This is a genomic window from Streptomyces erythrochromogenes (genome assembly GCF_040684695.1).
Classification (GTDB): Bacteria; Actinomycetota; Actinomycetes; order Streptomycetales; family Streptomycetaceae; genus Streptomyces; species Streptomyces erythrochromogenes_C.
The window spans coordinates 370,075-385,555 of record NZ_JBFBGM010000002.1 but is presented as its reverse complement, the minus strand read 5'-3'; the positions used below and the strand labels follow the sequence as shown (position 1 = coordinate 385,555).

General features: G+C 73.6%; 16 protein-coding genes. 10 read left to right on the top strand and 6 right to left on the bottom strand.

The genetic code is table 11. The annotated features are described in order from the left end of the window. Positions 1-97 precede the first annotated feature (97 nt). From AB0O53_RS05790 to AB0O53_RS05775, 4 genes are all read left to right on the top strand, one after another. Positions 98-325 carry a glutaredoxin family protein gene (locus AB0O53_RS05790; RefSeq protein WP_350990272.1) on the top strand — a complete coding sequence of 76 codons (228 nt, stop codon included), beginning with the start codon at positions 98-100 and terminating at the stop codon, positions 323-325. Positions 326-441: 116 nt separating this feature from the next. Further along, complete coding sequence (locus tag AB0O53_RS05785; protein ID WP_350990270.1) at positions 442-1,011, top strand: TIGR04222 domain-containing membrane protein; 570 nt, start codon at positions 442-444, stop codon at positions 1,009-1,011. 247 nt (positions 1,012-1,258) lie between these two features. Then, positions 1,259-3,136: a C1 family peptidase gene (locus tag AB0O53_RS05780; protein WP_350990268.1), complete on the top strand. Its 1,878-nt coding sequence runs from the start codon at positions 1,259-1,261 to the stop codon at positions 3,134-3,136. 15 nt (positions 3,137-3,151) lie between these two features. Continuing rightward, on the top strand, positions 3,152-3,475 hold the full coding sequence (locus tag AB0O53_RS05775) for a hypothetical protein (protein ID WP_350990266.1): 324 nt from the start codon (positions 3,152-3,154) through the stop codon (positions 3,473-3,475). Here AB0O53_RS05775 and AB0O53_RS05770 read toward each other — a convergent pair. Beyond that, positions 3,447-4,658: a DUF418 domain-containing protein gene (locus AB0O53_RS05770; RefSeq protein ID WP_350990264.1), complete on the bottom strand. Its 1,212-nt coding sequence runs from the start codon at positions 4,656-4,658 to the stop codon at positions 3,447-3,449. The genes AB0O53_RS05775 and AB0O53_RS05770 overlap by 29 nt on opposite strands. A 266-nt stretch (positions 4,659-4,924) precedes the next feature. Between AB0O53_RS05770 and AB0O53_RS05765 the strand changes: the two genes are divergently transcribed. Further along, on the top strand, positions 4,925-5,575 hold the full coding sequence (locus AB0O53_RS05765) for a GntR family transcriptional regulator (RefSeq protein WP_350990262.1): 651 nt from the start codon (positions 4,925-4,927) through the stop codon (positions 5,573-5,575). A gap of 44 nt (positions 5,576-5,619) precedes the next feature. Next, entirely contained in the window at positions 5,620-6,981 is a 1,362-nt protein-coding gene (locus AB0O53_RS05760) for an MFS transporter (protein WP_365193430.1), read from the top strand. Between the two features lie 85 nt (positions 6,982-7,066). Here AB0O53_RS05760 and AB0O53_RS05755 read toward each other — a convergent pair whose 3' ends face one another. Then, positions 7,067-7,897 (bottom strand): maleylpyruvate isomerase family mycothiol-dependent enzyme, encoded by an 831-nt coding sequence (locus tag AB0O53_RS05755; protein WP_350990258.1) that lies wholly within the window; start codon positions 7,895-7,897, stop codon positions 7,067-7,069. 163 nt (positions 7,898-8,060) lie between these two features. Here AB0O53_RS05755 and AB0O53_RS05750 point away from each other — a divergent pair, with 163 nt between their 5' ends. After that, positions 8,061-8,840 (top strand): carbon-nitrogen family hydrolase, encoded by a 780-nt coding sequence (locus AB0O53_RS05750; protein ID WP_350990256.1) that lies wholly within the window; start codon positions 8,061-8,063, stop codon positions 8,838-8,840. Positions 8,841-8,843: 3 nt separating this feature from the next. Here the strand turns inward: AB0O53_RS05750 and AB0O53_RS05745 are convergent, their stop codons facing one another. After that, the gene (locus AB0O53_RS05745; protein WP_350990254.1) at positions 8,844-9,206 is read right to left on the bottom strand and encodes a hypothetical protein; all 363 of its coding nucleotides are present in this window, start codon (positions 9,204-9,206) and stop codon (positions 8,844-8,846) included. Between the two features lie 121 nt (positions 9,207-9,327). Next, positions 9,328-9,831, bottom strand: a complete 504-nt coding sequence (locus tag AB0O53_RS05740) for an LURP-one-related/scramblase family protein (RefSeq protein WP_359121889.1) — start codon at positions 9,829-9,831, stop codon at positions 9,328-9,330. Between the two features lie 32 nt (positions 9,832-9,863). On the opposite strand from AB0O53_RS05740, the gene AB0O53_RS05735 reads away from it, so the two are divergent. Both AB0O53_RS05735 and AB0O53_RS05730 read left to right on the top strand, forming a co-directional pair. Next, positions 9,864-10,664 carry an ATP-grasp domain-containing protein gene (locus AB0O53_RS05735; protein WP_350990250.1) on the top strand — a complete coding sequence of 267 codons (801 nt, stop codon included), beginning with the start codon at positions 9,864-9,866 and terminating at the stop codon, positions 10,662-10,664. 28 nt (positions 10,665-10,692) lie between these two features. Continuing rightward, the gene (locus AB0O53_RS05730) at positions 10,693-11,214 is read left to right on the top strand and encodes a DUF4240 domain-containing protein (protein WP_365193427.1); all 522 of its coding nucleotides are present in this window, start codon (positions 10,693-10,695) and stop codon (positions 11,212-11,214) included. Positions 11,215-11,229: 15 nt separating this feature from the next. Here AB0O53_RS05730 and AB0O53_RS05725 read toward each other — a convergent pair whose 3' ends face one another. Further along, the gene (locus AB0O53_RS05725; RefSeq protein ID WP_365193425.1) at positions 11,230-11,784 is read right to left on the bottom strand and encodes a Uma2 family endonuclease; all 555 of its coding nucleotides are present in this window, start codon (positions 11,782-11,784) and stop codon (positions 11,230-11,232) included. 117 nt (positions 11,785-11,901) lie between these two features. Here AB0O53_RS05725 and AB0O53_RS05720 point away from each other — a divergent pair, with 117 nt between their 5' ends. Continuing rightward, positions 11,902-13,746 (top strand): NHL domain-containing thioredoxin family protein, encoded by a 1,845-nt coding sequence (locus tag AB0O53_RS05720; RefSeq protein ID WP_365193423.1) that lies wholly within the window; start codon positions 11,902-11,904, stop codon positions 13,744-13,746. Between the two features lie 51 nt (positions 13,747-13,797). On the opposite strand, the gene AB0O53_RS05715 is transcribed toward AB0O53_RS05720, so the two are convergent. Continuing rightward, complete coding sequence (locus AB0O53_RS05715; RefSeq protein WP_350990243.1) at positions 13,798-15,090, bottom strand: M18 family aminopeptidase; 1,293 nt, start codon at positions 15,088-15,090, stop codon at positions 13,798-13,800. Between the last annotated feature and the right edge of the window lie 391 nt (positions 15,091-15,481).

The following is a 15,481-nucleotide window of genomic DNA, read 5'->3' as shown; positions in this document are numbered from 1 at the left end:
GCCGCGGGTACTGTCGGTCGGGGTGGGTGCCGGGGCGGTCGAAAGGGGTCGGGGGATGGGGCGGTCGGACTCAAGGGGGCCCAATGGCGCCGTCACCGTGTACTGGCGGCCCGGATGCGTCTTCTGCATCAAGCTCCGCACGCAGCTGCGGGCGGCGCGGATCCCGTACCGGAAGGTCAACATCTGGCGGGACCCGGACGCGGCGGCCTTCGTCCGCGGGGTGGCCGACGGCAACGAGACGGTCCCGACGGTGGTCGTCGGCGACCAACCGCCGATGGTGAACCCGTCCCTGGCCCGGATCCGGCAGGCCCTCGCCGCGGTGTGAGCCGTCCGAACCGCGCGCGCAACCTCAGATGTTGCTCTGAATCCGCTGCTCGTGCGGTCGGGCGGTGGCCCGTGCGGTCATCATGCTCCGACAGCGGGCCGGACTGGCGGGGGGCGATGGTGCTGGACGTGTACGAGGTGGCGTACCTCGCCGGCGGACCGCGGCGGGTGGCCGAAGTGGCCCTGCTGCGGCTGCGGGAACGCGGCCTGGTGGGCGTGGTCGGGCCGCGCGTGCGGGCCGGTCTGCCCGCGGACGACGCGCATCCCGTCGAGCGGGCCCTGACCGGGGCCTGCCCGCGGGGCAGGAGCGTGGCGGCGGTGCTCACGGCCGTGGCCGGCGGGCCGGAGGCGGCCGGGATCCGGGACGGGCTGCGTGCCGCCGGGCTGCTGGGACGCGTATGCTCCCGGCCGACCGCGGCGGGGCGGCGCCGGGTCGCCGCGGCCCGTGCGCGGGGCGCGTGGCCCGCGTACGTCTTCGACGGCCCGCCGGCGGTGCCCGACCGCATGCTGCGGCGCGTCGTGCAGGAGGCGGCCCCGCTGCCGTCGGGGCTCGGCCGGTACCTCGCCCGGATGGGGAGGGCACTCGACCGTGCCGACCGCGGCGACGACGCCGAGCACGGTCACGGGTACGGGCACGGGCACGACGGCGGCTCGTGCGGCGGAGGCGGTGGCGGCGGCTCGGACTGAGCGAGCCCGCCCCCGCCACGGCTCGGGCCCGCGGCGCCGCGGACCGCCGGGTCGCGGCCGGCCGCCGCCGCTGCGGCAGGTCCCCCTCGTCGCCCCCCGCGCCAGGGGACGGCACGCCCCCCTCGTGCCACCGCGCGACCGCGCGGACCCCCTTGACGGGCTCCGGCGGCGGAGGGACGCTCCCCGGATCTCGGATCCGAACGGTTGCAGCTGGGGGGCCGCCATGCCGCAGGAATCTGTTCAATCGGTGGGGGAGTTGCGTGCGCAGCTGCTCGCGCGGGGGGCGCGCTGGTCGGTCCTGGAGCACCTGGCCGACGAGGAGCCGGTACCCCGGCCCTCGCTCGGTCTGGAGCCCGGGGCGAACCTCACGCTCGCCGAGGACGCGGGCACGATCGACCTGCGGGGCATCATCGGGCACGCCGGCGGCAACCCGCACCTGACCCGGCGCCGGGCCGCCCACGGGCTGCTGGCCGGGCCGGCCGGCCGGGATCTCGTCGCCGGGGCCCGGCCCGCCGCCGTGGACTGGCGCAACCGCTGGGGATGGCCCTGGATCACCAAGGTCAAGGACCAGAACCCGTGCGGCTCCTGCTGGGCCTTCGGCGCCGCCGGCCTGGTGGAGTCCATGGCCCGCATCGAGCACGACGTGTGGGCCGAGCGCTCCGAGGGGGACGTCCACGACGGCCTGCGCTTCAGCTGCGGACAGGGCAGCAATCCGGAGACCGCCCTCGACTGGATCAAGGCCAACGGCGGTCTCGCCGACCCGGACTGCTGGCCGTACAGCATCCCGCCCGCCGGGCTGCCGGCCGCCCGGCGCGACGCCTGGCGCGCCGAGTACACGCCCAGCTGGGACCGCTCCGGCCGGACCGTCCGGATCTCCGACTACGTCCGGCTCGGCGACGTCGAACAGCAGAAGGTGTGGCTGGACACCGTCGGCCCGCTGACCGCCTGCTTCGACGTCTACGACGACTTCTTCGGCCTCGGCTCGGGGGTCTACCACCGCACGAGCGACCGTCTCGCGGGCGGCCACTGCGTACTGGTCGTCGGCTACGACGACGCGGCGGGCTGCTGGCTGTTCAAGAACTCCTGGGGCACCGGCTACCACGTCGGCGGCTACGGCCGGATCGCCTACGGCGAGGTCAACATCGACCACTGGGCCAAGTGCGGGCTGCGCGGCACCAACCCCGACCCGTGGACCAAGCGCCGCCTGCACACCGGCAACGTCTACGAGAGCGGCAACGGCCGCGCCCACCGCAACTTCGAGCTCCTGGCGACCACCACGGGCGCCCGCCTCCAGCACTGGTGGCGCGAGGGCGACGCGCCCTTCGCCTGGGCCCGCGCGGGCGTCTTCGGCGGCGACGCCTCCGGCCAGCCGGCCTTCACCGGGAGCACCTACAACCGCAACATGGAGTCCCTGCACGTGACCACGGGCGGCCGGCTGCGCCACTGGTACTACGAGCAGTCCGCCGCGGTGTGGCGCGACGGCGGGGTCTTCGGCCCGGGCGACGCGGCCGTCGGTTCCACCCCGGCCTTCATCCAGAGTGACTACGGCAAGCCCGGCAACTTCGAGGTGGTCGTCCGCACCGCCGACGGCCGCCTGAACCACTGGTGGCGGATCAACGGCGCCCCCTGGACCTGGAACGACGGCGGCCGTTTCGCCTCCGGCATCGCCCACTACGGCCCGGCCCTGGTCCAGACCCGCTCCCGCCACCTCGACCTCGTCGCCGCCCGTACCGACGGCCGCATGCAGCTGTGGTGGCGCGACGACCCCGACGGTTTCGCCTGGCGGGCCGGGGAGGTCTTCGGCAGCGGTACGCCGGCCACGTCCGCGCCCTGCCTGATCGAGGGCCAGTACGGGGCCGTCGACGAGGACACCGCCGGGAACTACGAACTGTGCGTGGCCGTGGCGGGCGGGCAGGTGGAGCACTGGTGGCGGGGCACCGCGAGCGGCTCCCCCTGGCGGCGCAGCGCGGTCTTCGGCCACGACGTCGCCTCGGTCACCGGGATGCTCCAGGGCAGCTTCGGGTTCAACCTGGAAGTCGTCGTCCTGCGCACCGACCACCGCCTGCAGCACTGGTGGCGCGACGGTGCGGGCTGGCACGAGGGGCCGGTCATCGGCCCCGTATGAGAGGACCGGGCGGGCATGGAGGTACGCAGTGTCGTGCTGAGCCCCGGTGAGCCGTACGAGCTGCGGCTCACCGGGCGGGGCGCGCGCGGCTACGTGTGGACCTGGCAGGTCACGGGGGACGCGGACGTGGTGTCGGTGGCGCCGGGGCCGACGGTCGCGGGCACCGCGCAGCCGGGGGCGGCGGTGGAGCTGAGCTACGTCGTCAGGGCCCGGCCCCCGGGCGGGGGCCGGGCCAGGATCCGCTTCGCACAGGTCCGGCCGCCCTACCCGGACGAGGCCCCGTACGACGAGTTCGTGCTGGACGTGGAGGTCACGCCGGGGAGCGGCGGCGCGGGCTGAGCGCCGCGTGCTGCAGGGCCTCCAGCGGGCCGCGGTCGAAGCGGCGCAGCCACAGCCACGACCCGGCGGCCAGGACCAGGCTCACGCCCGCCCACAGGCCCATCACCCACCAGGGGCCGCTGCCGGCCAGCCGGTGGGCCAGGCCGAGCCCGATGCCGTAGCAGAGCAGCATGCAGAGCAGGTTCTGGGCGACGTAGCAGGACAGGGCGGTCCGGCCGACGGAGCCGAGGGCGCGGGTCGCGGCCGCGGGGATCCACAGCCGGTCCAGGGCGATGCCGATCAGGCCGATGTAGCCGAGGGCGAGCAGCGGGGCCGCTCCGTAGCGGGCCAGGACGAAGAAGTCCTCGCCGCCGAGGGTGGCCGCGGCGTTCAGCGGCAGTCCCAGGCCCAGGCCCCAGGCGGCCAGCCTGCTGCGGATGCGGCGGCCGTCGGCGGTCGCGGTGAAGGCGCCCGCGCGGTGCAGGCGCACCCCGAGGAGGAAGAGGAACACCAGCAGCCCGAAGGAGAAGACGGGCTCGATGCGCAGGATGAGGAAGTGCTCCAGGCGGAAGGCGACCTGCGCCGGCCAGCTCCCGTGGGCGTAGAGGTCGACGGCGGCCTGGCCGGGCCCTTCGGCCGGTCCCGTTGGCGAGGAGTCCGAGGAGTCCGAGGAGCCCGCCGTGGCCAGGGTCGCCAGCGCGACCAGCGCCAGGTGCAGGCCGCCGGCCGTCCACAGGGCCACGCGCCGGACCTTCTCCGAGCGGGCCAGCAGCCGGGCGACGAGCAGGGCGGTCACCGCGTACCCCATCAGCACGTCCCAGGCGAAGACGAGGGCGAAGTGGACGGTGCCCTCGACGAAGAGGAAGGCGGCGCGCTTCGGGTAGCGGCCGGGCCACGGTTCGCCGCGGCGGGCGGCGGAGTCGAACTGGATGGCCAGGCCGACGCCGAACAGGATCGTGAGCAGGGCCAGGAACTTGCCGTCGGCGAGGAAGCGGAAGGCGGTTTCGGCGATGTTCGCCGCGGAAGGGTCCGCGATCGGGTCGGGTGCCCCCAGGCCGCCCCGGACCACGTTCCACTCCGAGCCGGGGGAGGCGAAGATCCAGACGTTGGTCATGAGCGTGCCGAGGATCGCGGCGCCGCGCAGGACGTCCAGCAGGGGGAGCCGGGTGGTCGTGCGGACCACGGGGGCAAGGGTGTCGGCCATGACTCCAGGCTCCCGGCGCGGGGGGCCGGGTACGTCCTGCGGGTGGACGAAGGCGGGCTACATCCTTCGGTGGAGGCGGGCGGCGGCCGAGGTCGGAGAAGATCGGGGTCCGCCTCCTGCCGGCGGCCGATGCCCTGCCGCGCTCCACATGCCGTCCCGGTCCACATGCCGTCCCGGTCCACATGCCGTCCCGGTCCGCATGCCCGCCCGGTCCACATCCCGGACGGGGCCGCGGGTTGCACCTCTGTTGTATCTATGCTGTGCGCATGCCTGCAGCCACCAGCACCGCGACCGCCGCCGAACGCGTCTACCAGCACGTCAAGCACGGTGTGCTCGACCGGCGCTACGAGGGCGGCACCCTCCTCACCGAGGGCGAACTCGCCGAGGCGGTCGGGGTGTCCAGGACTCCGGTCCGCGAGGCCCTGCTGCGCCTGGAGACCGAGGGGCTGCTCAAGCTCTACCCGAAGAAGGGCGCGCTGGTCCTCCCGGTTTCCGCGCAGGAGATCAACGACGTCCTCGAAACCCGGCTGCTGGTGGAGGAGTTCACCGTACGCAGGGCCGTGCCGGCGCCTCCCGGCCTGCTGGACCGGCTCGAAGAGCTGCTCGGCGAGCAGCGTCGGCACGCCGCGGCCGGGGACCTCGCCGCGATGATGGCGGCGGACCGGGGTTTCCACGCCGAGATCGTGCGCAGCGCCGGGAACCAGATCCTGTGCCGGCTCTACGACCAACTCCGCGACCGGCAGCTGCGGATGGGCGTGGCCCTGCTGCACGCCCACCCCGACCGGCTGGAGCGGACGCTGGCCGAGCACGCCGAGATCCTGGACGCGCTGCGGGCCGGGGACGCCGCGGCGGCCGCCGCGGCGGTGCGCGGGCACATCGGCCGGGTCGAGTCGCTGGTGCGGGGGCCGGGCCGGTGAGCGGCGGCCGGACGAGCCGCACGGGCCGGATACCGGCGGCCCCGGTGGCCGCGACCGCTTCGGCGGCCCGGGGCGCCGGGCCCGAGGATCCGCCGGGCGGCGGGAGGGCCGTCGCCGTCTGGTGCATCGGCGTCGCCGTCTACTTCGTGGCGGTGATCTTCCGTACCAGCCTGGGCGTGGCCGGTCTGGAAGCGGCGGACCGCTTCCACGTCAACGCCTCGGCCCTGTCCACCTTCTCCCTGCTCCAGCTCCTCGTCTACGCGGGCATGCAGGTCCCCGTCGGCCTGATGGTGGACCGGCTCGGCACCAAGAAGGTGCTGACCCTGGGCGCCGTGCTCTTCACCGCGGGGCAGCTCGGCTTCGCCCTCGCCCCCTCGTACGAGACGGCCCTCGCCGCCCGCGCACTGCTGGGCTGCGGCGACGCGATGACCTTCATCTCCGTGCTGCGGCTCGGCACCCGCTGGTTCCCGGCCCGGCGCGCGCCGCTGATGGCCCAGCTCGCCGGGCTGGTCGGCATGGCGGGCAACCTCGTCTCCACGCTCGTGCTCGCGCCCGTGCTGCACGGGGTCGGCTGGACCGCCGCCTTCGCCGGCAGCGCGGCGGCCGGGCTCGTGGTGCTGGTGCCGCTCGTGCTGTTCCTGCGCGACCACCCGGAGGGGCTCGGGCCGCAGCCGGCGGCGCGCACCGGCGGGACGGGCTTCGTGCGCCGTCAGATCAAGGAGTCCTGGAGCGAGCCGGGCACCCGGCTCGGCCTGTGGGTGCACTTCACGACGCAGTTCCCCGCGATGGTGTTCCTGCTGCTGTGGGGCATGCCTTTCCTGATCGAGGCGCAGGGGCTGACGCGGAGCACCGCGAGCGGGCTGCTGACGCTGGTCGTCGCCTCGAACATGGCGCTGGGGCTGGTCTACGGCCAGGTCATCGGCCGCCGCCAGGCCGCGCGGATTCCGCTCGCCCTGGGGACGGTCGGCCTGACGGCCCTGCTGTGGGCGGCGGTCCTCGCGTACCCGGGCGGGCACGCGCCGATGTGGCTGCTGATCACCCTGTGCCTGGTGCTGGGCGGCTGCGGCCCGGCATCGATGATCGGCTTCGACTTCGCCCGCCCGGCCAATCCTGCCGAGCGCCAGGGCACCGCGTCCGGGATCACCAACATGGGCGGCTTCATCGCCTCGATGACGACCCTGCTGACCGTGGGCGTCCTGCTGGACGCCACCGGCGACGACTACCGCATCGCCTTCTCGACGGTCTTCGTGCTCCAGGCGCTCGGTGTCACCCGGATCCTGGGCCTGCGCCGGCGCGCCCTGTCCCGCGAAGCCGCGCGCGTCCGCGTCACCGTTCCCGCACGGGCGACGGCACGGGCGAAGGCGCGAGAGCCCCTGCCGGGAACGGCGGGGCGCGAGACGCCGTAGGCCGCCGCCCGCCCGGTGCACGACCTCGCCGGCCGCCGGGGCTTCGCCGACGCCACACCCCGTGAGCGGTCACGGGGTCATGGGGTCACGGGGTCACGGAGAACTGCGTCAGGATGGCCTCCGCCAGCTGTGCGTCGCCCTCCACCTTCACCCGGTCCGCGACCGTGTGCGCCCGGACCCGGCCCGCCGCGAGCCGCACGTACGTCTCCCAGTCCAGGGTCAGCGTCACCGCCGGGCCGAGCGAGGGGGACTTGTCCACCGTGCCGCGGCCGTCCGCGTCCACCCGTACCGTCCGCATGAACTCCAGCGCGCCGTGCACGTCGATCACCACTGCCGAGTTCGCCGGGGCGCCCGCCCGCTTCGCCACCACCTTCGGCAGCCCGGCCAGCAGGATGTCCCGCGCCACGTACGCACCCGGCGAGTCCCAGTTCCCCGGCGCACCCAGCGCCCACCGCAGGTCCTGCTCGTGGATCCACACGTCGAACGCCCGCAGCCGCAGCGCGTGTTCCAGGGTCACCTGGTCGCCCAGCGGACCGCGAACCATCGTGTCCGGATCCCGCTTCTCGTTGCGCAGCTGCCGCGCGCGGCGGATGACGGTGTACTCCAGCTCCGAGGTCATCTCCGGCGCGGTGTGGTGGCGCCGCACGTCGACCTGCACCTCCATGTACCGGCTGAACTCGTCCACCACGTGCCGCAGGTCCCGTGCCACGGTGTGGATCGGCCGGGGGTCGCCGAGCTGCTCGCACTCGATGCCGATGATGTGGGAGACGACGTCGCGGACCGACCAGCCCGGGCACGGGGTCGCCCGGTTCCACTCGCCCTCCGTCAGCGGGAGGACCAGCTCGGATATCGCCTCGATCGAGTGCGTCCACGCGTCGGCATAGGGTTGAAGACTGGGATGCGGATGGACGGTCAACGGGACCCCTCGCGGTGCTGTTCAGTGGCGTCGTTCAGTGGCGCGTTTCGGAAGCAGTGGACTCAGTTTCCAAAACTACGCTGCCCGTGAGCACCCCGGCAGTGCTTTCGTGTGACGATTCGTAGGCCCGAGTTGACGGCTTGAACGCCAGGACGGTGGTAATGTGCGCGCCTCGCTGATCCAAATCGCAGTGAACGAGGGCGAGTCGGTGTCTTCCCGACGTGCCCGCGTGGCCGATCTCGTACGGGAACAGGACGAGTCCGATCTCGTCGTGCTCCCCGAGCTGTGGACGGTCGGCGCCTTCGCCTACGAGCAGTTCGAGACCGAGGCCGAGCCGCTGGACGGGCCGACCTACGAGGCCATGTCCAAGGCGGCGCGCGACGCCGGGGTCTGGCTGCACGCGGGCTCGGTCGTGGAGCGCGCGGGCGACGGCTCCCTCTACAACACCGCGCTGGTCCTCTCCCCGGCCGGCGAGCTGGCCGCCACCTACCGCAAGATCCACCGCTTCGGCTTCGACCAGGGCGAGGCGGTCCTCATGTCCGCCGGCGACTCCCTGACCACGGTGGAGCTGCCGGAGCAGACCCTCGGCATCGCCACCTGCTACGACCTGCGCTTCCCGGAACTGTTCCGCGGCCTGGTCGACGCCGGGGCCACCACGATGATCGTCGCCGCGGGCTGGCCCGCGCGCCGCCGCTCCCACTGGACCCTGCTGAGCCGGGCGCGCGCCGTGGAGGACCAGTCGTACGTCCTGGCGTGCGGGCTGGCCGGCACGCACGCCGGAGTGGAACAGGCCGGGCACAGCCTGGTCGTGGACCCGTGGGGCGAGGTGCTGGCGGAGGCGGGTCCGGGCGAGGAGGTCCTCACGGTGGACCTGGACCCGGGCAAGGTCCGCGAGACCCGCAACCAGTTCCCCGCCCTCAAGGACCGCCGCCTGGGCCACTGACGGTCAGCCGGTCAGGGTCCAGAACCAGACCGCGAGGGCGGTCGGAACGGGGCACGCCACCGCACCGAGGAGCAGCATCCGCGTGGACGCGGCCATCGCGCGCAGACGGGACGTGCGCGCCAGGGCGGTGAGCGCGCCGGCCCCCGCCGGGATCAGCAGGAGCGGCACGGCCGCGCCCGCGGCGGGCTCCCCGGCCGCGGCGGTCCAGAGCAGCGCGATGCAGGCGAGGCCGCCGATCAGGGAGACCGAGACGGCGGTGGCCACCCACAGCAGGGCGGCGAGCACGACGACGGCGGGCCGCTCCTTGCGGACCGGCTGCGCGGGCTGCCACGGACCGTAGAGGGCGGCGTGGGCGCTGGGGTTCACCGTGGGTTCCTTCCGTTGTGCCGAGGTGCCGAGCGGTCCCTGCGGGGACGTCCCCGATCCTCGCCGCCCGCCCGCCACCGCGGCATGGGCGCGGATGCTCATTCCCCCGCGGGCCGCGTACTCAGTCGCCCGGGGCGTCCTCGCGCTCCTTCTCCGCCATCCGGATCACGCACACCGCGACCGCGACCAGCAGCGCCGCGTCCGCGTCCTCCCGGACCACGTCCACCGCGTACGTCTCCCGCACCCGGTACCACTGCCGCGAGACCAGAGCGAGCAGCTCCCCGTCGTACTCGACCTTGAACTCCCGGTCCAGGATGCGCCCGCTCACGTCGAGCTCCGTGCCCTCGACCAGCGTCACGCGGAAGTGGTTGCGCAGCAGCGAGAAGCGCTTCCTGCGGATCACCGCGAGCCGCTGCTCGTCCCGCTCCAGGGTCATCGCGTCGCGGAAGCCGAAGAGCTTCTCCCGCAGGGTGATCAGGATCCGGCCGTCGGGATCCTTCAGCTCCAGCGTGTCCCGGAACCGCAGCGCCTTCCCGTCGACGAGGAAGGCGTGCCGCCCGTCCTCGTCCTCGATCCAGTAGTCGTCCCCGATGGCCAGCATTTTGTCCCGAACGAGGTATTTCATGCGCTGATCAGTGCCCGCGATAGGTTGCCCCCATGCCACTCCTCTATGTGACCGACCTGGCGTACCCGGCACGCGGCCGCCGCTACTGCGACGAGGACATATTCCTCACCTCGCGCCTGCGCGAGCACTTCGACCTGGCCCTGTGCCATCCCGCCGACGCCCGCGCCCTGATGCCCGGCTTCGACGCCGTGGTCGTCCGCAACAGCGGCCCGGTCCTGCACTACCAGGAGGAGTACGACGCCTTCCGCGCCGCCGCACTCGACGCCGGCACGCCCGTCTACAACCCCCTCACCGGCCGCGCCGACATGGCCGGGAAGCAGTACCTCCTCGACCTCACCGCCGCCGGCTACCCGGTCATCCCGACCGTCGACGACCCGGCCCGGCTCGCGGAGCTGCCGCAGGTGCCCGAGTACGTGGTCAAGCCCAAGCAGGGCGCCGACTCCATCGGCCTGACCTTCACCGCGACACCGGACGGCGAGCCGGGGGCCGTGCTGATCCAGCCGCGCATCGCCTTCGCGTACGAGGTGTCCTTCTACTTCGTCGACGACGCCTTCCAGTACGCGCTCCACGCGCCCGATCCGGCCCGCCGCTGGGAGCTGAGCGTCTACGAACCGACCGGGGAGGACCTGGCGTTCGCCCGCGCCTTCGTCGAGTGGAACACCCTCTCCCACGGCATCCAGCGGGTGGACGCCTGCCGGGCGCCCTCCGGCGAACTGCTCCTCGTCGAGCTGGAGGACCTCAACCCGTACCTGTCCCTGGACCTGCTCCCGGCGCAGGTCCAGGACGCCTTCGTCACCGCTCTCACGGGATCCCTCCGCTCCTTCCTCGGCTGATGTCAGTGCCGGGTGCCAGGCTCCTCCCATGGACAAGCAGACGTTCTGGCAGTTGATCGAGACGGCTCGCGAGGGGGAGGACGGGGTGGCCCAGCGGGCCGCGGAGCTGCTCGCGGCCCGTCCGCACGCGGAGATCGCCGCGGCCCAGCAGGTGCTGTGGGACCTGCTCGCGGAGTCCTACCGCAGCCCGCTGTGGGCCGCGGCCTACATGATCAACGGCGGCTGCTCGGACGACGGCTTCGACTACTTCCGCGGCTGGCTCCTCACCCAGGGCCGGGCCGTCTTCGACGCCGCCCTGGCCGACCCGGACTCCCTCGCGGAGCACCCGGCGGTCCGCGAGGCGGCGGCCGAGGGCCTGGAGCTGTGGGACGAGGAGGCCCTCTCGATCGCGTGGACCGCGTACGAGAGCGCCACGGGCCGCGAGCTCCCGGCGGACTCCTTCACGATCGGCTACCCGCCCCTGGACCCGTCCTGGGACTTCGACTTCGACGACACGGCCGAACTGGCCACCCGCCTGCCGCGCCTGAGCGCCCTCTTCGACGAGGCGTAGCGCCCCGGCGGCTGCTCAGAGCCCGCCGGTATCGAGGTCGATCCCGAACGGCTCCGGCAGCCGCACGGCCGTTCCGAACGGATGCGGTCCGTCGGCCTTGGTGTACCCCAGGCTCCCGGGCTCGGCGAACAGGGTGACGGACCGCTCCATCCGGTCGACGAGCAGGTAGAGCGGCGCGCCGTACTCGGCATACCGCCTGCGCTTCACGACCCGGTCGGCTTTGGCGCTCGTTGCCGAGGAGACCTCGGCAACGAGAAGGGTCTGGCCGGGCACCAAGGCGCCCGCTCCCCGCGCGACGCGCCCGGGTACGACGGCCAGGTCGGGGACGTACCAGTTCAGCGACCCCGGCAGGTCCAGGTCCCCGGAACCCGCGATGCAGTCCAGTCGGTCGACTGCCTCGGACAGCTGCGCCCGCAGGGCGCCCCGCGCGCGCTCGTGGTCCCAGTCGTACGACAGGTGGCCGATGACCCCCTCGACCACTTCTGCCCGCCCTCCGGGCACCCGCTGCACCGCGTACTTCAGGGCCCGCTCGGCTTCGATCCCTTCGGGATGGTCGTGCGCGGTGGTCATGCCGGAAGCCTCCTTCGCCGCCCGTCAGCCAGGCTCCCACACAGCCGTTCGTTGCGGCCGTGTGGCGGGGGGCGGTCACCCGTGGGGGTGGTGGGGAAGGAGTGGCAAGCTTGAAGGATGAACGATGCTGCCCCGGCGCCCACCCCCGCGCCCGCACCCCGCAAGCGTGCCCGTGTCCGTGCCCCCGAGCTGATCGGCAAGGGCGGCTGGCTGAACACCGGTGGGAAGGATCTGACCCTCGCCGACCTGCGGGGACGCATCACGATCCTCGATTTTTGGACCTTCTGCTGCATCAACTGCCTCCACGTCCTCGACGAGCTGCGCGAGCTGGAGGAGAAGCACCGCGACACCGTCGTGATCATCGGCGTGCACTCGCCGAAGTTCGTGCACGAGGCCGAGCACGCGGCCGTCGTCGACGCCGTCGAGCGCTACGAGGTGCACCACCCCGTCCTCGACGATCCCGAGCTCGCCACGTGGAAGCAGTACGCCGTGCGCGCGTGGCCCACGCTCGTCGTGATCGACCCCGAGGGGTACGTCGTCGCCCAGCACGCCGGCGAGGGGCACGCGCACGCCATCGAGAAGCTCGTCGAGGAGCTGGAGGCCGAGCACGAGGCCAAGGGCACGCTGCGGCGCGGGGACGGCCCGTACGTGGCGCCCGAGCCCGTCGCGAGCGACCTGCGCTTCCCCGGCAAGGCGCTGCTCCTGCCCAGCGGGAACTTCCTGGTCTCGGACTCGACGCGGCACCAGCTGGTGGAGCTGGCCGCCGACGGGGAGAGCGTCGTGCGCCGCATCGGCAGCGGCGTGCGCGGCTTCGCCGGGGACAGCTTCAGTGAGCCGCAGGGGCTGGCGCTGCTTCCCGACGGGCGGGTGGTCGTCGCCGACACCGTCAACCACGCCCTGCGCGTCCTGGACCCGGAGACCGGGGCCGTCGAGACGGTCGCCGGCACCGGCCGCCAGTGGTGGCAGGGCTCGCCCACCTCCGGGCCGGCCCTGGAGGTGGACCTGTCCTCGCCGTGGGACGTGGCCTGGTGGCAGGGCAAGGTGTGGATCGCCATGGCCGGTGTCCACCAGCTGTGGACCTGGGACCCGGCCGAGGGGACCGTCGAGGTCGCCGCCGGCACCACCAACGAGGGACTGCACGACGGGCCGGCCGCCGAGGCCTGGTTCGCCCAGCCGTCCGGGCTCGCCGCCGCCGGGGACCGGCTGTGGGTCGCCGACTCCGAGACCAGTGCCCTGCGCTACGTCCACGCCACCGACACCGGCCACGCCGTCTCGACCGCCGTCGGCACCGGCCTGTTCGACTTCGGCCACCGGGACGGGGACGCCGCCCAGGCCCTGCTGCAGCACCCGCTCGGTGTGACGGCCCTGCCCGACGGCTCGGTCGCGGTGTGCGACACCTACAACCACGCGCTGCGCCGCTACGACCCCGCCACCGGGCAGGTCTCGACCCTGGCGACCGACCTGCGCGAGCCCAGCGACGCCGTGCTGGCCGGCGAGGACATCGTCGTCGTCGAGTCCGCCCGGCACCGCCTGACCCGGCTGCGGCTCCCGGAGGAGGCGGTACGGGTGGACGCGGTCGCCCACCGCACCCAGCGCGCCGCCACCGAGGTGGCACCCGGCACGCTCCGCCTCGACGTGGTCTTCCGGGCCCCGAGCGGGCAGAAGCTCGACACCCGCTACGGCCCCTCCACGCGCCTGCTCGTCTCCTCGACCCCGCCGGAGCTGCTGGCGGCCGGCGAGGGCGCGGGGACCGATCTGTTCCGGGAGCTGGAGCTGAACCCGGAGATCACCGAGGGCGTGCTGCACGTCTCGGCGATGGCGGCGTCCTGCGACGACGACCCGGCCAACGAGTACCCGGCCTGCCACGTCCACCAGCAGGACTGGGGCGTGCCCGTGAAGGTCACCGCCGACGGCGCCGCCCGGCTGCCCCTGGTCCTCGCCGGCATGGACGACGAGGGCTGAGACCGCTCCCCGCCTTCCTGGAGGAGCGGCCTGCCGGCACCGCCCGCCGGCTCAGCCCTCCAGGAAGGCGACCAGGGCGTTGGCGAGGAGGTACGGGTCGTCCGCGCCGCACAGCTCGCGCGCGCTGTGCATCGAGAGGATCGCGACGCCGATGTCCACGGTCTGGATGCCGTGCCGGGCGGCCGTGATCGGGCCGATCGTCGTGCCGCACGGCATCGCGTTGTTGGAGACGAACGTCTGCCACGGGACGCCGGCCCGCTCGCACGCGGCGGCGAACACCGCGCGCCCGCTGCCGTCGGTGGCGTACCGCTGGTTGACGTTGACCTTCAGGATCGGGCCGGCGTTGGCGCGCGGGTGGTGCGTCGGGTCGTGCCGCTCACCGTAGTTGGGGTGGACGGCGTGCCCGGTGTCGGAGGACAGGCAGATGGTGCCGGCGAAGGCCCGCGCGCGGTCCTCGTACGAGCCGCCGCGGGCGAAGACTGAACGTTCCAGCACGTTGCCCAGCAGCGGGCCGTCCGCGCCCGTGTCCGACTGCGAGCCGTTCTCCTCGTGGTCGAAGGCGGCCAGCACCGGGATGTGGTCGAGCTTCGCGGTACCGGACACGGCGGCCAGCGCCGCGACACCGGCGTGCACGGACAGCAGGTTGTCCATGCGGGGGCCCGCCACGAGCTCGCGGTCCCGGCCGAGGTAGGAGGGCGGCTCGATCGAGTGGACCATCAGGTCCCAGCCGGCCACCGAGCCGTGCTCCAGGCCCTCTTCCTCCTCCAGGAAGGCGATGAGGTCGCCCTCGTGCGGATCGCCCAGGCCCCAGATCGGCTGCATGTGGCGCTGCTTGTCGAGCTTGAGGCCGTCGCTGTTCACCGACCGGTCCAGGTGCACGGCGAGTTGGGGCACGCGCAGCAGCGCCCGGTCGATGTTCACGAGGCGTTCGGTGCCGTCGCGCAGGGTCAGCCGGCCGGCCAGGCCCAGGTCGCGGTCCAGCCAGGTGTTGAGGAGGGTGCCGCCGTAGATCTCGACCGCGATCTGCCGCCAGCCCTGCGAGCCCATGTCGGGGAGCGGCTTGACCCGAAGGTTCGGGGAGTCGGTGTGGGCGCCGACGATGCGGAACGGCGTGTGCGCCGAGGCGCCTTCGGGGACGTACCAGGCGATGAGCGCGCCGCCGCGGAGCACGAACTTGCCCCCGGTGCCCGAGTCCCAGGCGTCCGTCTCCGACAACTGCCTGAAGCCCGCCTTCTCCAGCCGCTCGGCCGCGTTGGCCACGGCGTGGTACGGCGACGGACTGGCCGTCAGGAAGGTCATCAGATCGTCGGTGTGGCCGCGGTCGAAGCGGGCGGGAGAGCTCATCGTATTTCCCTTGTGTGGAAGCCCCCGGCTTCAGCCGGGTGAGGAAACGCAGTTCCGGCTCGGAGCCTCGCTGCGGTGGTGTGCCGCGGCGTGAGGCTGTGACCTGTGCTGGTGTTCGGATCGTGACCGACCGCGGCGTCGGGGGTCTGGGTGTTCCTTCCGCGCAGCGGTCGTGCAAGTACCGTTTCTATCCGACGGACGCGCGGCCCGTGGAACGGTCGCCGTCGTTCGGACGGCCGCGGTCGGGGCGCTCGGTCCGCGGGACCCCTGCCGGCCGGGACGGGAACGCCGGGATCGGTCCGCCGGCCGCCGGGACGGCTGCGGTTGCCGCCGGTGGAGCGGGTGCGGGACCTCATCGGGATTCCTCCTCTCGGTCGGCGCGGTTCGTTGC